This window comes from Leadbettera azotonutricia ZAS-9, assembly GCF_000214355.1.
GTDB lineage: Bacteria > Spirochaetota > Spirochaetia > Treponematales > Breznakiellaceae > Leadbettera > Leadbettera azotonutricia.
This window is the reverse complement of sequence record NC_015577.1, coordinates 1,538,121-1,552,343: the sequence shown is the minus strand read 5'-3', so window position 1 is coordinate 1,552,343 and position 14,223 is coordinate 1,538,121. Positions and strand designations below refer to the sequence as shown.

At 52.2% G+C, this 14,223-nt stretch carries 17 protein-coding genes; 10 read left to right on the top strand and 7 right to left on the bottom strand.

Going from position 1 to position 14,223, the window contains the following annotated elements:
• Positions 1 to 5: 5 nt before the first annotated feature.
• The 3 genes from TREAZ_RS06725 to mraZ are packed head-to-tail and all read right to left on the bottom strand — an operon-like array spanning position 6 to position 1,701.
• Positions 6 to 281: an FtsB/FtsL family cell division protein gene (locus TREAZ_RS06725; protein ID WP_015711073.1), complete on the bottom strand. Its 276-nt coding sequence runs from the start codon at positions 279 to 281 to the stop codon at positions 6 to 8.
• A 3-nt stretch (positions 282 to 284) separates the two neighbouring features.
• Positions 285 to 1,229 (bottom strand): 16S rRNA (cytosine(1402)-N(4))-methyltransferase RsmH, encoded by a 945-nt coding sequence (gene rsmH, locus TREAZ_RS06720; protein ID WP_015711072.1) that lies wholly within the window; start codon positions 1,227 to 1,229, stop codon positions 285 to 287.
• 19 nt (positions 1,230 to 1,248) lie between these two features.
• A complete protein-coding gene (mraZ, locus tag TREAZ_RS06715; protein WP_015711071.1) occupies positions 1,249 to 1,701 on the bottom strand; it encodes a division/cell wall cluster transcriptional repressor MraZ in 453 nt (150 codons plus the stop codon).
• Between the two features lie 218 nt (positions 1,702 to 1,919).
• Between mraZ and TREAZ_RS06710 the strand changes: the two genes are divergently transcribed.
• Together TREAZ_RS06710 and TREAZ_RS06705 are read left to right on the top strand one after the other, a co-directional pair.
• Positions 1,920 to 2,165, top strand: coding sequence for a hypothetical protein (locus TREAZ_RS06710; RefSeq protein WP_015711070.1), 246 nt, complete (start codon positions 1,920 to 1,922; stop codon positions 2,163 to 2,165).
• Positions 2,131 to 2,865 (top strand): DUF8091 domain-containing protein, encoded by a 735-nt coding sequence (locus TREAZ_RS06705; protein WP_148257733.1) that lies wholly within the window; start codon positions 2,131 to 2,133, stop codon positions 2,863 to 2,865. Before TREAZ_RS06710 ends, TREAZ_RS06705 begins: the two co-directional genes overlap by 35 nt.
• 45 nt (positions 2,866 to 2,910) lie before the next feature.
• Here the strand turns inward: TREAZ_RS06705 and TREAZ_RS06700 are convergent, their stop codons facing one another.
• From TREAZ_RS06700 to TREAZ_RS06690, 3 genes are all read right to left on the bottom strand, one after another.
• A complete protein-coding gene (locus TREAZ_RS06700; protein ID WP_015711068.1) occupies positions 2,911 to 3,636 on the bottom strand; it encodes a flagellar filament outer layer protein FlaA in 726 nt (241 codons plus the stop codon).
• 11 nt (positions 3,637 to 3,647) lie between these two features.
• Complete coding sequence (locus tag TREAZ_RS06695; RefSeq protein ID WP_043923350.1) at positions 3,648 to 4,433, bottom strand: flagellar filament outer layer protein FlaA; 786 nt, start codon at positions 4,431 to 4,433, stop codon at positions 3,648 to 3,650.
• Positions 4,434 to 4,606: 173 nt separating this feature from the next.
• Positions 4,607 to 5,554 (bottom strand): hypothetical protein, encoded by a 948-nt coding sequence (locus TREAZ_RS06690; RefSeq protein ID WP_015711066.1) that lies wholly within the window; start codon positions 5,552 to 5,554, stop codon positions 4,607 to 4,609.
• A gap of 51 nt (positions 5,555 to 5,605) precedes the next feature.
• Here TREAZ_RS06690 and TREAZ_RS06685 point away from each other — a divergent pair, with 51 nt between their 5' ends.
• Together TREAZ_RS06685 and TREAZ_RS18025 are read left to right on the top strand one after the other, a co-directional pair.
• Positions 5,606 to 6,604, top strand: coding sequence for a class II fructose-bisphosphate aldolase (locus tag TREAZ_RS06685; RefSeq protein ID WP_015711065.1), 999 nt, complete (start codon positions 5,606 to 5,608; stop codon positions 6,602 to 6,604).
• Positions 6,605 to 6,757: 153 nt separating this feature from the next.
• The gene (locus TREAZ_RS18025) at positions 6,758 to 9,703 is read left to right on the top strand and encodes a PTS transporter subunit EIIC (RefSeq protein ID WP_015711064.1); all 2,946 of its coding nucleotides are present in this window, start codon (positions 6,758 to 6,760) and stop codon (positions 9,701 to 9,703) included.
• Here TREAZ_RS18025 and TREAZ_RS06675 read toward each other — a convergent pair.
• Positions 9,660 to 10,274, bottom strand: coding sequence for a hypothetical protein (locus TREAZ_RS06675; protein WP_015711063.1), 615 nt, complete (start codon positions 10,272 to 10,274; stop codon positions 9,660 to 9,662). The two genes, TREAZ_RS18025 and TREAZ_RS06675, sit on opposite strands and share 44 nt — an antisense overlap.
• A gap of 162 nt (positions 10,275 to 10,436) precedes the next feature.
• Between TREAZ_RS06675 and infC the strand changes: the two genes are divergently transcribed.
• The 6 genes from infC to TREAZ_RS06645 are packed head-to-tail and all read left to right on the top strand — an operon-like array spanning position 10,437 to position 14,211.
• Positions 10,437 to 10,973, top strand: coding sequence for a translation initiation factor IF-3 (gene infC, locus TREAZ_RS06670; RefSeq protein ID WP_015711062.1), 537 nt, complete (start codon positions 10,437 to 10,439; stop codon positions 10,971 to 10,973).
• An 18-nt stretch (positions 10,974 to 10,991) separates the two neighbouring features.
• Positions 10,992 to 11,192 carry a 50S ribosomal protein L35 gene (gene rpmI / locus TREAZ_RS06665; protein ID WP_015711061.1) on the top strand — a complete coding sequence of 67 codons (201 nt, stop codon included), beginning with the start codon at positions 10,992 to 10,994 and terminating at the stop codon, positions 11,190 to 11,192.
• A gap of 18 nt (positions 11,193 to 11,210) precedes the next feature.
• Entirely contained in the window at positions 11,211 to 11,570 is a 360-nt protein-coding gene (rplT, locus tag TREAZ_RS06660) for a 50S ribosomal protein L20 (RefSeq protein ID WP_015711060.1), read from the top strand.
• 1 nt (position 11,571) lies between these two features.
• The gene (locus TREAZ_RS06655) at positions 11,572 to 12,084 is read left to right on the top strand and encodes a cell division protein ZapB (protein ID WP_015711059.1); all 513 of its coding nucleotides are present in this window, start codon (positions 11,572 to 11,574) and stop codon (positions 12,082 to 12,084) included.
• Positions 12,085 to 12,088: 4 nt separating this feature from the next.
• Positions 12,089 to 13,741 carry a mannose-6-phosphate isomerase, class I gene (manA, locus tag TREAZ_RS06650; RefSeq protein ID WP_015711058.1) on the top strand — a complete coding sequence of 551 codons (1,653 nt, stop codon included), beginning with the start codon at positions 12,089 to 12,091 and terminating at the stop codon, positions 13,739 to 13,741.
• On the top strand, positions 13,741 to 14,211 hold the full coding sequence (locus tag TREAZ_RS06645) for a DUF188 domain-containing protein (RefSeq protein ID WP_015711057.1): 471 nt from the start codon (positions 13,741 to 13,743) through the stop codon (positions 14,209 to 14,211). Before manA ends, TREAZ_RS06645 begins: the two co-directional genes overlap by 1 nt.
• Positions 14,212 to 14,223 lie beyond the last annotated feature (12 nt).

Sequence of the window (14,223 nt, the reverse complement as noted above, 5' to 3'; positions counted from 1 at the left end):
GCTCCCTACTTCCTTGCTATCCTGACTTGCAGGACATCTTCAGGCTCAATTTTGTCAAGCCTCAAATCGTGAATGGCGATATTCTCTATCCTCTCGGAAGAAGACAGAACGGCTATCCCCGCAATCAGCCGCTTGTTGCTCTCCACCCAATCCTCCTGGACTGCCTCAAGGGTCCTGACTTCCTTTTCCAGATCCGAATACCGGGAAGACTGCCAGGCGATCAAGCCCAGAAGAAGGGGGATAGTGAGCACAATAAAGTAAACAAGCCAATACCGCTTCATTTTTCAAACCTCGTCTAAAATTTTTTCTGCGACCCTGAGTCTCGCGCTCCTGGACGGCGGATTCATGCGGATTTCTTCCTCCCTGGGAGGAATACCCTTACGGGAGAGAAGAGTTACCACTCGTTGCCCTCCACACCTACATATCGGCTCTTCCGGGGGACAGATACAGTCTTTGTTCTTCTCCCTAAAAAAGTTTTTCACAATCCTGTCTTCCAGAGAATGAAAGCTTATCACCCCCAGCCTTCCGCCTGGCTCAAGGACCCTCAAAGCGCCTTCAAGCAAATCGGGCAGCTTGGAAAGCTCTCCATTGACCGCAATCCGCAGAGCCTGGAAGGTCTTTGTGGCAGGATGCACCGGCCCATGCCTATAGGCCGGAGGAACAGCCCTCTCCACTATCTCGGAAAGCACCGCAGAACTCGCAATAGCCCCGCCAGCCTTGGCTTCGGCAATGGCTTTGGCTATACGCCGCGAATACCGCTCCTCGGCGTTTTTGTACAAAAGGTCTGCCAGATCCTTTTCAGAAAGCCTGGAAACAAGCTCCCCGGCGCTCAGGCCCGTGGATGTATCAATTCTCATGTCCAAAGGCTCGTCGTAACGGAAACTGAAGCCCCTGCCGCCCTTCTCGTAATGGAAGAGGCTCACCCCCAGGTCTATCAGGATAGTGTCGGGCCTCTTGAGCTCCGAAGGGTACTCGGCAAAAAAGGCATGGGACCAGCAATTGTAAAGCTGCACCCTGTCCCCGAAACCCTTGAGCCGTTCCCTGGCTATCTCCTGTATGGCAGGATCAGCGTCCAGCCCGATGACCCTAAGCTCCGGAAAGCGCGAAAGGAATTCGAGGCTGTGGCCTCCTTCGCCCTGGGAGGCATCGACCAGGAGTTCCCCGTCTTTCCTGGGGCCGAGATACTGGACTGTCTCCTCCAGCAGAACCGGAGTGTGTACCGCTTCCATCCAATCCTTTCCTTTTTCCCTAGTCCAATTTAAAGAGCCTTAAAGAACCCATCTTCTTCCTGGCTTCTTGCATCACCGGCTTGTTTTCCTCAAGATAGGTGTAGAAGTATTCAGCATCCCAGATTTCAAGGCGGTTTTCCGCGCTAATCACCAGGCAATCCTTGGTCAGCTTGGCGTAGCGCCTGATGGTCGCAGGTATTGCTATGCGCCCGGCCTTGTCCAATTCCACCACCTGGGCCTGAACAATGTGCTGATACTCAAGGAGGTGCCCCTCGTCTTCGGAAATAGCGTCGGAACCCATGAGCTTACCGGAAACCTTCTCCCACACTTCGGGAGTCATTATCCACGCGCAGGGCTGGAAACCCCAGGTGATGACCAGTTCGCCGGGATACCTTTCCCTAAGGCGGGCAGGCACACTTACCCGGCCTTTGTCATCGAGAGTGCTTTCATATGTGCCGGTCTTAAGTTCCATTCCCACCTTTTCCTATAAATCCCTAAGATTTACCACGATTCAACACACTTTATAGTATTCATTAAGTTAAATTTGTAGTCAAGAGAAAGAAGCAGAAAAAATTATGAATAGTAGACGTTTTTTTTCTTGTTACTATACAGACGTAAAGAACAAAGCCCGATCCGTACGTGCCACGTGCGGTCCTTGCCTCAAAAAGCAACTTTGGCTATGCTTTTGCCATGTTCATGGAAGATTATTTCATCGTTTACCCCGAAGGGGACACCCAGGAAGTTCAAGGCAGGCTCTCGCTGAACCAGATTGTGGATGTGAACGGCAACCCCCTGCCCCTGCCCCTTTCCACCAATAAGATGATAGCCTTCAAAGTCGCCCGTGTAAGCTCCAGGGACTACAAGGGGGGAACCGAGACCCGTCACTTTCTGGAGCTTATGAGTGCCGACGAACTGCTGGAATATGTCCGCAGATAGCATAGGCACCCGAAAGGAATCGAGCCTTCACCGTATGCTCAAATTCCGCTATGGAGGCGAAGGGGGCCAAACAGAAGCCCCCATAGGCGATTATGTCTGCGATGCCAGGACCGAAGAAGGCGAACTCATCGAGGTCCAGACCGGAAGTTTCGGCCCCCTCAAAGAAAAAGCCAAAGCCCTGGCCAAAAAAAACAAACTCCGCATTATCCACCCCATAGTTTTGCAGAAAACCATAGAGTTATATGACACCAAGGGCACATGCCTCCGCAGCCGCAAAAGCCCCCGCAAAGGCAGCCCCTGGGACATCTTCAAAGTTCTCCTCTATGCCCCGGAACTCCCGCTCGTCAAGAACCTGACTATAGAGTTGGCCCTCATAGACATAAACGAAAAACGCATAGACGACGGAAAAGGCTCCTGGCGCCGCAAAAAAGCAACCATAGCCGACAAATCCCTGTCCGCGTGGCACTCTTCTATCATCCTTTCTTCCATTAAGGACTATGCCCGATTCATCCCCTACGATGAGGAAGACACCTTCACCGTAAAGGATTTTGCCCAAAAAACCAAAATAAACACGACCCTGGCCCAAAAAACCCTCTACACCCTGACCCGCATGAGTTTGGTAACCCGCATAGGAAAACAGGGAAACTCATATCTCTACCAAAAAAGCAAAAAAAAGGCGAATAAAGGGAAAAAGAAATAATCCTTCTTCCTCTTATTCGCCTTTAGGGCCAAAAAATCTTGTGTTCTACCAAGCGTCCAGCATATCATCAGGATCGCGGCTGTCTTCTGCGAAGAGATCCGTCACCGCCCTGAGGTCGTCGAGGTAGATATAGTACGATCCGTAAGCCTCCCAGGGATCCACATCAATACGGAAACCCGTGATCTTGAGACCAAGCTGGTTATTGTAATGGTAATTCCTCTGAACTATGCCGTTTACGCCGTCCTCGGCTTGGGGAGGAATGGCCACAGTGAGCTTTTTCCAGCCCTGGAAATTGAGCTTCCCTATGTAGAGCTCATAGGGCCTGCCGAAAAAGTCTTCCAGAAGGAGCTTGAGTTCATGGTTATAGTTACGGCCTACTACCCAAACCGATACGGTCTTGGTGATACCCTCTATGGGGATGGGCCTGATAGGATAAAGGGTGAAGCTGGTATAGCCCCGGTGGATAAAGTCCACCCTGGAACCGAGGACATATTTGTCCGGAATGTCCAGGCCTTCCTCGTCTTTGAGGGGTTCTTTGCCAAGAGGGCCGCCCGCAAAGAGCCTGGTGGTCACATAGCCATCGTCCGGGGACATGGTGGACTTCCAGTAGCCGTCTTTTTCGAACTTGTCTACCGAGACTTCTTTGAGAAGCTGCTGGGCAGCATCAATCCCGATCCTGTCGGCATCGGGAGAGCCAACTTCTGTGGACTGCTGGGCGAAAACAAACCCGGCCGCCAGAAGGAATATTGATATGATTAATAAGCGTTTCACCTTAAGCCTCCTTAATTATTGGCCCAGAATTCCTGAACCCTTTCAGGATCGGCCAGCTCATCGCCATCGTAGAGGGATTCAAAGGTATCGGTTAACACCTTGAACTGATCAATATAGACATAGAAGTTGTCTACCCTTTCGAGGGGGGTGGTCCAAATCCGGAATTTTACGAAGGTCAGCCCCGCAAGCCTGGGAAGTATGCGCTTCGACTGGCGGATATTGTTGGGGACAGCTACCCTCATGTTCTTCCAGCCCTGAAACCCAATGTTGCCCACGTAAATGTTGTGAACCACTCCGTTATAATCCCTGACATAGGCTTCGAGGTAGTAATTGAGGTTTGCGCCCCATACCCACATATCGAGATAGGAAATCCTGCCCGGTATGGGGATTTCGAAGGCTTCCTGGTCGTCGCCCTCCCCGGTTGCCGGGTAAAGATCCACCCAGTTATAGCCCCGGCGGTCGAATTTGCCCCAGATGCCTATGCTTTTCAGATCCTTACCGTCCCTATTGGCCCCGAAAACAGCCATAGGCCATGAAGGGACATACGTCAGCTTGGGAAACGCATCGTCCTCGGTTTTGGTGGCGAATTTACTGGCATCGAGCTTCCAGATAAAATCGTAACTATAGGTTTTGCTGCCTACAGTCCATTCGTGGTTGGTGTTGCCATCGAAAGTATCGATGACTATCGCTGCATAATCTACAGTATTCTCATCCCCAAAAGCTGAAAATACGGCTATCCCTGCCATGAGAATCAAGCCCATTGCCAAGCTTAATACCCTGAAACTACCCTGTTTCATCCCATACTCCTTTGTCCAATCCTTGGGAAAAGTGCCTAACATGCATTATATTTCCTTACGGCAGTTTTGTCAAACCATTAAAAACGATTCTTTCAAGTGCCGCAGGGGTTTATTGCATTATCGGCTGATCCTGCCATTTGGGCTGGTTTTTTTGCAAAATTCTTCACCTTTTTTTAAAGATTATCCCCGGTTTTACCGATGTATGCTTCTTTTGCGAGCTTTTTCAGCGAATCGGCACGTTCCTTGTCTTCTATGCGTTTCGAGGGAAAGATGATCCGGGAAGGGAGATGCTGAGGGGCCTGGGGATCTTGGGTGGCCTGGGCAGCCTCGGCTGCTCTAACCGCCTCTACAGCCAAGGCCCAGGGGGAATCGTCAAAAATCGCCTTTACCCCCCAGGGTGTCACCCCTGGATCAGCCCAGGTAAAGAGAATGACCGGGATCTTGAGGTTTTTTTCAAAAAAATGGGCAGCAGGGCCATTAATGACCACGCAGCCTATGTTCTGCCAGGCAGAATTATCGGCGTTAATGCTCAAATAACTGGGGTTCTTTTCAAAACCCTGGGCTCTGAGGCCCTCGATAAAAGCTTCCCTGTCCTCGCTATTCATGGTCCCGTCCTGAAAAACCATGATGCCCTCCTCGGTACCCCCCACAAGCCCGGCCGCAATGAGCCCGGCGCGATAAAAATCCGCCCTGGTATCTGTAGCGAACAAAAGAGGAACATCCCCTTCCTCTGCCGGCCTTGGGCCGCGGACGCGCCCTTCAAGCAGCAGGACCTTCACTCCGGGGGATTCCGCCTTATAGCGCCTGGCCGCTTCAGCATACCTATAAGGGAAAAGAGCCGCATAGGGGGAAATTCCGGCGAAGCCCCCCTCCGAATAAGCCCTTATTCCCAGGGCAATTACATCGGAACCAGCGCTTTCGGAAACTGACGCCCTCAGGACCCTTCTTCCAAGGCGCAGGGAAACCCCGGCCTGGACAAACCTGGCACGCAGGCTTCCATATAGAAGAGAAAATGAAGAATCCTCCACTATGATTACAGGGGATCTGAGCATGAAGATCCCGGCAAAAACTATTGCCAATACTAGAATGGCAATGAGGGGAAAAAAACGCTTCTTGACCAAGGAGGCTCCTTCCAATAGAATTAAGACCATATTATTCTCAAGGAGCACTACATGACTAGTTACAAAGAATTAGGCCTCGTAAATACCAAGGATCTGTTTGCAAAGGCAGTAAAAGGCGGCTACGCTATACCTGCCTATAATTTTAACAACATGGAGCAAATGCAGGCTATCATCCAGGCTTGCGTGGAAACCAAATCCCCCGTAATCCTCCAGGTGTCCTCAGGCGCCCGCAAGTACGCCAACAAGAACCTGCTCAAGAATATGGCCCGGGGCGCGGTGGAATATGCCCATGAGCTGGGCTTCGACATTCCGATTGTGCTGCACCTGGATCACGGCGACAGCTTTGAACTCTGCAAGGATTGCATCGAAACCGGCTTTTCCTCAGTGATGATCGACGGCTCAAGCCTTTCCTACGATGAAAACGTGGCCCTCACCAAGAAAGTCTGCGAATTTGCCCATTCCCAGAAAGACTATGTCACCGTTGAAGGCGAACTCGGCGTGCTCGCCGGTGTCGAAGACGATGTAGCCGCCGAGGAATCCCACTATACCAAGCCCGAAGAAGTGCAGGACTTTGTCGGCAAAACCAAGGTCGATTCGCTTGCCATCTCCATCGGCACCAGCCATGGCCGGCAGAAATTCAAGCCCGAGCAGTGCACCCGCAATGCCGAAGGCATCCTCATTCCGCCCCCCCTGGCCTTTGAAGTACTCGCGGAAATCGAAAAGAAGCTCCCGGGCTTCCCGATTGTCCTCCACGGTTCTTCGTCGGTGCCGATTGTGTATGTCAAAGAAATTGAAAAATACGGCGGCAAGCTGACCGATTCAGTAGGCATCCCCGAAGAGCAGCTCCGCAAAGCCGCCAAGAGCGCCGTTTGCAAGATCAATATTGATTCCGACGGCCGTCTTGCCATGACAGCGGCCATCCGCAAGGTCTTTACGGAAAAGCCCGACGAGTTCGATCCCCGCAAATACCTGGGCCCCGCCCGTGACGAGCTCAAAAAGCTCTATGCCCACAAGAATACGGACGTGCTTGGGTCAGCCGGACAGGCGTAAGATTTAAAAGAATCATTTAGCTTGAACAGGGAACCGCAGGAGCCGATGGCTTTTGCGGTTTTTTTATGGAAGAATGATTCTCCTTTCATATACAGCAATCGCATCCCTCTGCGCTGTATATGAAAATATGCAATATACCTATATAATTATAATATGACAAAGGGAAGCTATGCAAAATCCTTCGTATTCTTTTGGATCAAAATCGCTAATTCCGAAAAACTTTCCATTATACGCACTGCCCTAACTTTAAGCCTGCCGGTGGTCATCGCCGGGGCAGCGGCGGTTCTGATCAACAACTTCCCCGTCCCGATCTACCAGGAGCTTATGCTGCGCATTTTCGGCGAGGGCTGGCGGACTTTTGGCGGCACTATCTGGAATGGCACATTGGCGGTGCTTTCCCCGGTGATGGCCTTTTCCATCGGTTACAGCATCGTTGAGCGATGGAACCTCAAAAACCCCCAGGACGCGGTGCACCCGGTTATCTCCGGGCTCCTCTCGTTCTGCTGCCTGCTCCTTCTCACCGAGTCATCAGCCCTGGACTGGGCAATCCCCTACAACTGGGTGGGGGTAAACGGCCTCTTTTTGGGCATTGTGGTGAGCATCATTTCTTCGGAGCTTTTCCTGCGTTTCTACCGCATCCGCCGGCTCAGGCTGAATTTTATTTCCGAAGACGCGGGGATCACGATCACCTATGTTTTCGCTGCCCTGGTTCCGTCGATGCTTACCTTTTCGGTTTTTTCATTTCTCAAGATCTTCATGACATCCCTGGGATACCAGGATATCCATGCCCTTATCTATCGGGCTATCTCCCTTCCTTTTAAAGACATGGGCAACACCCTGCCGACTGCGCTGTTGTATAATCTTGCCCGGAATCTGCTCTGGTTTTTCGGCATCCATGGGGCCAATGCCCTTGAACCGGTAATGACCGAGCTCTACATTCCCGCCATGGAGGCAAACCAGGCGGCCATTGCCCTGGGAGAAAAAGCGCCTTTCATTTTCACCAAAACCTTTTTTGATACCTATATCTCCATGGGAGGCGCCGGGAATACCCTGTCCCTGCTCATTGCCCTCTTTGCGGTTCGCGGGCAAAACAGCAACCGGCGTATCGCCCAGATTTCGCTGTTCCCCGCTATTTTCAATATCAACGAACCTCTGCTTTTCGGCATACCTATTGTGCTGAATCCAATCTATTTCATCCCTTTTATCGCTTCGCCCCTGGTCCTCACCGTGATATCCTGGGGGGCGGTGCGTCTCGGGATACTTCCGGTAAGCGGGGACGCGGCGGAATGGACCACCCCGATGCTTATCTCCGGCTATGTCGCTTCGGGCTCAATCGCCGGAAGCCTTATGCAGCTCTTCAATCTCGCCGTGGGTTTCTGCATATACCTTCCCTTTGTCCATTTGGCTGAACGGCTGCGCAGATACCGTTTCAACGCAAGCTACGGCGAGATGATCCGTGCCGGAAAAACCGGCGCAGGGGAAGTCGGCGCCATCTCCCAAGTGCTGGTCAATGATCTTCTCGACTCGATCAAAAAGAACGAGCACTCCCTTTTGAAGAACACCCCCGGGGTTACCTTCATGCTGGATCTGGAAATGCGTTTTCTCCAGGGCAGCGAAAAGACTGCGGCATTGCTGGGTTTTAAGGATGTTCAGGAGATGACGGGCCTTTCACTAAAAGAAATTTTTTCCCAGGCCATGCCCGATTCCTGGACTAATGATATTCTCAAGCGCTGCCTTGGGGTGCTGGCAAACCTGGAACCCGTTGACTTCGAAGAGAAGGTCATGCTCAACAACGGGACAGAGACAGTGTTCCAGCTTACCATTACCCTGGCCGAAGAACAGGACAGTGTTTGCAGGGGCGTTGTAATCGTAATGAACGATGTTTCGGAACTGCACCACGCAAGGGAAGAAGCGATCAATGCCAGCAGAGCCAAGGGCGCCTTTCTTACCAATATGAGCCACGAGATGCGCACACCCATGAATGCCATCATCGGCATGACTGCCATCGCAAAGAAGAGCAGCGATGTTAAAAAGAAGGATTACGCCCTGGACAAGATTGATGAGGCATCGGCCCATCTTTTGGGGGTAATCAACGATATCCTTGATATGTCAAAGATCGAAGCAGGAAAACTTGAGCTTTCGATTATAGATTTTGATTTTAAAAAGATGATCCAAAAAGTCCAGACAGTCACGGGTTTCCGCTTCAGGGAAAAAGGACAGCATTTTGCAGTGCGGATCGACGAACGTATTCCCCCGTTCCTCCTGGGAGACGATCAGAGGATTACCCAGGTAATTGTAAACCTGCTTTCCAACGCCGTTAAGTTTACCCCCGAGGGCGGAAGCATCAGCCTTGAAGCCGATTGCGCAGAAATGGAAAACGGCGCCTGCATAATCCGGATAGCTGTTTCTGATACAGGAATCGGTATAGAAAAAGCCCAGCAGGAAAAATTATTCACCTCCTTCGAGCAGGCCGACAGCAGCACTTCCCGCAAATTCGGCGGTACCGGGCTTGGGCTTGCCATCTCGAAGCGCATCGTGGAACTCATGGGAGGGCGGATATGGATAGAGTCGGAGCCCGGCAAGGGTTCCGTCTTTACCTTTACCATCGCTGTCAAAGAAGGGAAACCCATAGAGGCCGTTGAAACTGCAACAGTTTCTATTCCCGACGGGAGCCTTGGCAGCTTTCATATCCTCCTGGCAGAGGACGTGGAAATCAACCGGGAGATACTGCTCGCGCTGCTGGAGCCTACCGGTGTCGCGATGGACTGCGCGGAAAACGGCAGGCAGGCGGTGGAACGCTTTACTGCGAACCCTGATCGCTACGATTTGATTTTCATGGATGTGCAGATGCCCGAGATGGACGGTTACGAGGCCACCCGCCAAATCCGCGCTTTCGAAGGATCCGAAAAACACGTTCCCATAATCGCAATGACTGCCAATGTGTTCCGCGAGGATATCGAGCGCTGCCTTGCGGCAGGGATGAACGGCCATGTGGGAAAACCGCTGGTCACAAACGAAGTGATGGCGGCGCTCAGCAGCCATCTTGGAATTGGCCCTATCTCCTCAGATCCACAAGCGAAAGCACCATCGAAACAATGAGGGGGATGAACGATATAAAGAGGAACAGCATCCCATAGGAAAATATCTGGGAGGAAAAGGCCCACCAGGAGGTGGCGGCGGTAAAGGGCAGGGCCAGGATAAAGAGCCCGCAGGGGGCTATCACATACCAGCGGAAGAACCTTAAAAACAGGTTGATGAAGAAGGATACCCCTACGGCGATTGCTGTCCAGAGGAGGGGCGCCAGCACCAAAAGGGTGGGATCATTCCCCGCGCTCCAGCTTACAGCCCTGATTGCGGCCCCTGGGATAAGCCAAAGCAAGGCGAAATTGGCAAAGTCCACAGGCCCTGAAAGGGCTTTGGTCAAAATCAGGGCCAGGTAGACCAAAAGGGGCAGGATCGCCGGCAGGGTTATGATATCTATACAGGCGCTTACCCAGCGCGAGAGGCCGAAGCCTCCGACTTTCACCAAATTGCCCAGGAAAAACTGCACAAGGGCCACGATGCTGCCCAGCAGCAAAGCCCAGACGCCGCCGGAACTGGCATTTTCCTTGGCTATGGTGCGCCAAAAAAGATAAAACAAAGGCATCCAAAGCAGGCAAAAGAGGCTCATGGCCTTACCCTAGCATGGCAAAGCGGAAGAAAGCAAGGTCCGCCCTGCGCAAGACTATGGACAAAGTCTATCAATATTTGGTATAATACAGGCTCAAGTGATCGGTTCCCGCCCCGTGGAGCCGTACACAGAGATCCCTAAAGGATCAGACGAGGAGGCCAGTTGTCGGAAAAGGATTTACGGATTAATGAACAGATTCGGGTGCGTGAAGTCCGCCTCATTCGGGATGAGGGGGAACAGCAGGGCATTATGTCTACCCTGGAAGCTCTCGAACTCGCCAAGGGACAAGGTTTGGATCTGGTGGAAGTCGCCCCAACCGCAGTCCCCCCGGTAGTCAAAATACTGGATTACGGCAAGTTCAAATTCGAGAATGAAAAGAAAGTGCGGGATTCCAAGAAGAAGCAGAAACTGCTGAAGCTTAAGGAAATCCGCATGCAGCCGAAAATCGATGAGCATGATCTTGATTTCAAATCAAAGCATGTGAAGGAATTTTTGGCAGAAGGCAACAAGGTCAAGGTTACGGTCCGTTTCAGGGGCCGGGAGCTTGCCCATACCGAGCTTGGTTTGGATGTCCTCAAGGATGTTTTAGCAAGGATCGAGGGGGAATATGTCATGGACAAGCCTCCGGCCATGGAAGGCCGGTTCATGTCCATGGTGCTGAGCCCCAAATCAAAAGGCGCCGCCAAGGCGGGGGCCTAATTTTAATAGAGGTTTGATATGCCCAAGATGAAGACAAAGAAGAGCGCGGCCAAGCGCTATTCCTTTACCGGAACCGGCAAGGTGAAGTACAAGAAACAGAACCTGCGCCATATCCTGACCAAGAAGTCCACCAAACGGAAGCGGAATCTCCGCCATGCCGGTATTTTGTCCAAGGACAATGTAGCGGTTATCAGAAAGCACTTATTGCCCTACGGCTAAGAAAAAAGGGAGCAGTACATGTCACGAGCAGTTGACGGTTCAAAACGCAAGAACCACCGCAAAAAGATACTCAAGCTTGCCAAAGGCTATTGGGGCCGCAGGCATTCGAACTACAAAGTCGCCAAAGACGCGGTTACCAAGGGCCTTTTCTACGCCTACAGGGATCGCCGCGACCGGAAGGCCGATTTCCGCCGCATCTGGATCATCAGGATCAACGCTGCCTGCAGGGACGAAGGTCTTTCGTACTCCCGGTTGGTAGACGGCCTTAACAAGGCGGGCATCGAAATCAACCGGAAAGCCCTGTCCAACATGGCCATCGAAGACAAAGGCGCTTTCAAGGCCGTAGTGGCGAAAGCAAAAGCGGCACTGGACGCCTAGCATGGTAACCCTGGAGCAGGTCAAGCTGCTTGAAACCAAGATCACCAAAGCCATTGATATTGTCAAAAAGGTGACGGATGAAAATTTCCTCCTCAAGGGGAAGCTGGATTCCTATCAGAAGCGGATTGACGAGCTTGAGATCCTGATCCAGGAGTTCAAAGAAGAGCAGAGCCGCATCGAGGACGGAGTCCTTTCCGCCCTCGACAGGCTCAACCAGTTCGAAGACGCCGTGGAAACGGCCATAAGCCGGGACGAAGGTTCAGCAAAAAAGCCTCCTGCCCAGGCAAAATCCGGGGCGTCTAAACCCGCAGAATCTGCGCCTAAAGCAGAAATTCCGGTGAAGTCCCCCGCAGAGTCTGCGGTGAAGCCGCCTGTGCCAAAGCCCGCAGAGCCCAAACCCGCGGCACAGCCGCCTGCCCCTCCAGTTGCCGAACTCATCGAAGATGAACCGGACGATCTTGAGGACAACGAAGACGAGACAGAGATAGACAGCGGGGAGCTGGATATTTTCTAGGCCCATGCCGAAAAACGATCTGCGCATCGAAATCCTGGGAACCTCCATTTCCATATCTGCGGATGAAGAACAGGATTATCTTGACAGGCTTCTTGATACCTATACCAAAGCGATTGAAGCTACCGGGAAATCCACCGGCCTTAAAGACCCCCTAAAAATCGCCATACTCACAGGCTTTCTTCTTTGCGACGAAGCTGAGAAAGCGCGCCATATCAGTTCCTTTGAAATTGAAAGCCATGAGATTGAAACCCTGGCCCTCAACCTGATTTCGCGGCTGGATCATGCGCTGGGGGAAGAAGGGCAGACTGCTGTCAATAAACCTATAGAGGTTCCGTCAACTGATGAAGCGCCGGCTGCCGCCCCCCCTGTTAATGCAAGACCCGGCATCCTCAAACTGAAAAACGCGGTAAAATATTATGAATGGGGTTCGCCCAAATGGATACCGGAACTTTTGGGGCAGCGGAATATCTCCCGTGCGCCCTGGGCTGAACTCTGGATGGGTGTGCACCCCGAGGGGCCGTCCTGTATTGCTGACGGGGATCAGGAGGCAGCTTCCCCCCTGCTCTCTCAAATTATTTCCGGCGATCCTGTCAATACTCTCGGGGAAGAAGGGGCAAAAGATTTCGGAGCCCTCCCCTTCCTCTTTAAAATTCTCGCAGCAGGGAAACCCCTTTCCATACAGGTCCACCCCAACATGGATCAGGCCAAAGACGGCTTTGACAGGGAAAACTTTGAAGGCATCGATCTCAAGGCGCCGAACCGCAATTATAAAGATCCCAACCACAAGCCCGAGATCATCTGTGCCCTGACCCCCTTTACCGCCATGTGCGGCTTCAGGAGCAGCGACGAAATCAAAAAACTTTTGGATATTTTTTCTAGGGGCGCCCCTCAAAGCCTAAAAACAGGGCTCAATTCCCTTATTGCATCGCTGATAGCCATGGACGGGGAGAACCCCCTCAAGAGCTTTCTCTCGAGCCTTTTTGACATGGGCCCCGGAACCAGACAGGAACTGAGTGCCTATGCAAAGAGCCAGAAACTGGATCAGGAATACCCGGAATATGCTGATGAATGGAAATTTATTTCATGGTTTGCCGAGCTTTACCCCAATGATCCGGCGGTAATAGCCCCCCTCTACCTGAACCTCATAGATCTCAAGCCAGGCGAGGCTGTTTACCTGCCTGCGGGCGTCCTCCATGCCTATATTTACGGCCTGGGGGTAGAACTCATGGCGAATTCGGACAACGTGCTCCGGGGGGGGCTCACGCCCAAGCACATCGACATCAAGGAACTTTTCAGGGTCCTTAAATTCTCCCCCTTTAAGCCCGTGATTCTTAAACCTGCCGGAACCGATGCCGGCAATACCCCGGCTTTTTTTAGGTTCCCCACCCCGGCAAGGGAATTTGCCCTTGGCTGTTACAAAAACAGCAATAGCGCCAACAGTGAAATTACCTATAATGAAAAAGGCCCGTCAATTATCATTGTTACTGACGGTGAGCTTCATATTGCGGACAACGTTAAGCGTAATACTGTCATTTTAAACAAGGGCGAATCCGCCTTTATACCCGCAAGTTCCGCCCTCCGGGGCCTGAGCTTCTCGGGCAATTACACAGCTTACGCGGCGGGCATCGGCGAAAAAGAAGAACCCGGAGAAGGCTGATGAAAATTCTGGTGGACGCGGATTCTTGCCCCGCCCAGGCGAGGGCCCTGATCCTCCGTTCATCGGCAAAAAGAAACATCCAGGCAATATTCGCCGCGAACCGCCTGATACCGGGCATAGCCCTTGCAGACGGAGACTCAAGCCCCTTGGCTGTAATGGAACTCTGCCCCCCAGGGGAAGGTTCTGCCGACAACCGCATTGTAGAGCTTGCCGCTGCAGGCGATCTCGCTGTTACCCGGGATGTACCCCTTGCGGAACGGCTTGTGGAAAAGGGGATAAGCGTCCTCGACGACAGGGGGCGTATTTACACTGCCGAAAATATCCGCGAGCTCCGTTCCTTAAGGGATTTTATGGTGGATCTCGCGCGAAGCGGCCTCGGGATGGAACGCTCCCCCGCCTATGGCAAAAGGGAACTCAAGGCTTTTGCCGACAGCTTTGACAAGGAGCTTACGAGGCTGAATAAAGCCTGATGTGCAAAAGCT

Coding starts and splice junctions, on each gene's coding strand:
- TREAZ_RS06695 (WP_043923350.1), bottom strand. CDS start 4,433: ATGAAACAGGGTAGTTTCAGGGTATTAAGCTTGGCAATGGGCTTGATT.
- TREAZ_RS06645 (WP_015711057.1), top strand. CDS start 13,741: ATGAAAATTCTGGTGGACGCGGATTCTTGCCCCGCCCAGGCGAGGGCC.
- TREAZ_RS18025 (WP_015711064.1), top strand. CDS start 6,758: ATGACAAAGGGAAGCTATGCAAAATCCTTCGTATTCTTTTGGATCAAA.
- TREAZ_RS06655 (WP_015711059.1), top strand. CDS start 11,572: ATGGTAACCCTGGAGCAGGTCAAGCTGCTTGAAACCAAGATCACCAAA.
- manA (WP_015711058.1), top strand. CDS start 12,089: ATGCCGAAAAACGATCTGCGCATCGAAATCCTGGGAACCTCCATTTCC.
- TREAZ_RS06725 (WP_015711073.1), bottom strand. CDS start 281: ATGAAGCGGTATTGGCTTGTTTACTTTATTGTGCTCACTATCCCCCTT.
- TREAZ_RS06685 (WP_015711065.1), top strand. CDS start 5,606: ATGACTAGTTACAAAGAATTAGGCCTCGTAAATACCAAGGATCTGTTT.
- rsmH (WP_015711072.1), bottom strand. CDS start 1,229: ATGGAAGCGGTACACACTCCGGTTCTGCTGGAGGAGACAGTCCAGTAT.
- rpmI (WP_015711061.1), top strand. CDS start 10,992: ATGCCCAAGATGAAGACAAAGAAGAGCGCGGCCAAGCGCTATTCCTTT.
- TREAZ_RS06675 (WP_015711063.1), bottom strand. CDS start 10,274: ATGAGCCTCTTTTGCCTGCTTTGGATGCCTTTGTTTTATCTTTTTTGG.
- rplT (WP_015711060.1), top strand. CDS start 11,211: ATGTCACGAGCAGTTGACGGTTCAAAACGCAAGAACCACCGCAAAAAG.
- TREAZ_RS06710 (WP_015711070.1), top strand. CDS start 1,920: ATGTTCATGGAAGATTATTTCATCGTTTACCCCGAAGGGGACACCCAG.
- mraZ (WP_015711071.1), bottom strand. CDS start 1,701: ATGGAACTTAAGACCGGCACATATGAAAGCACTCTCGATGACAAAGGC.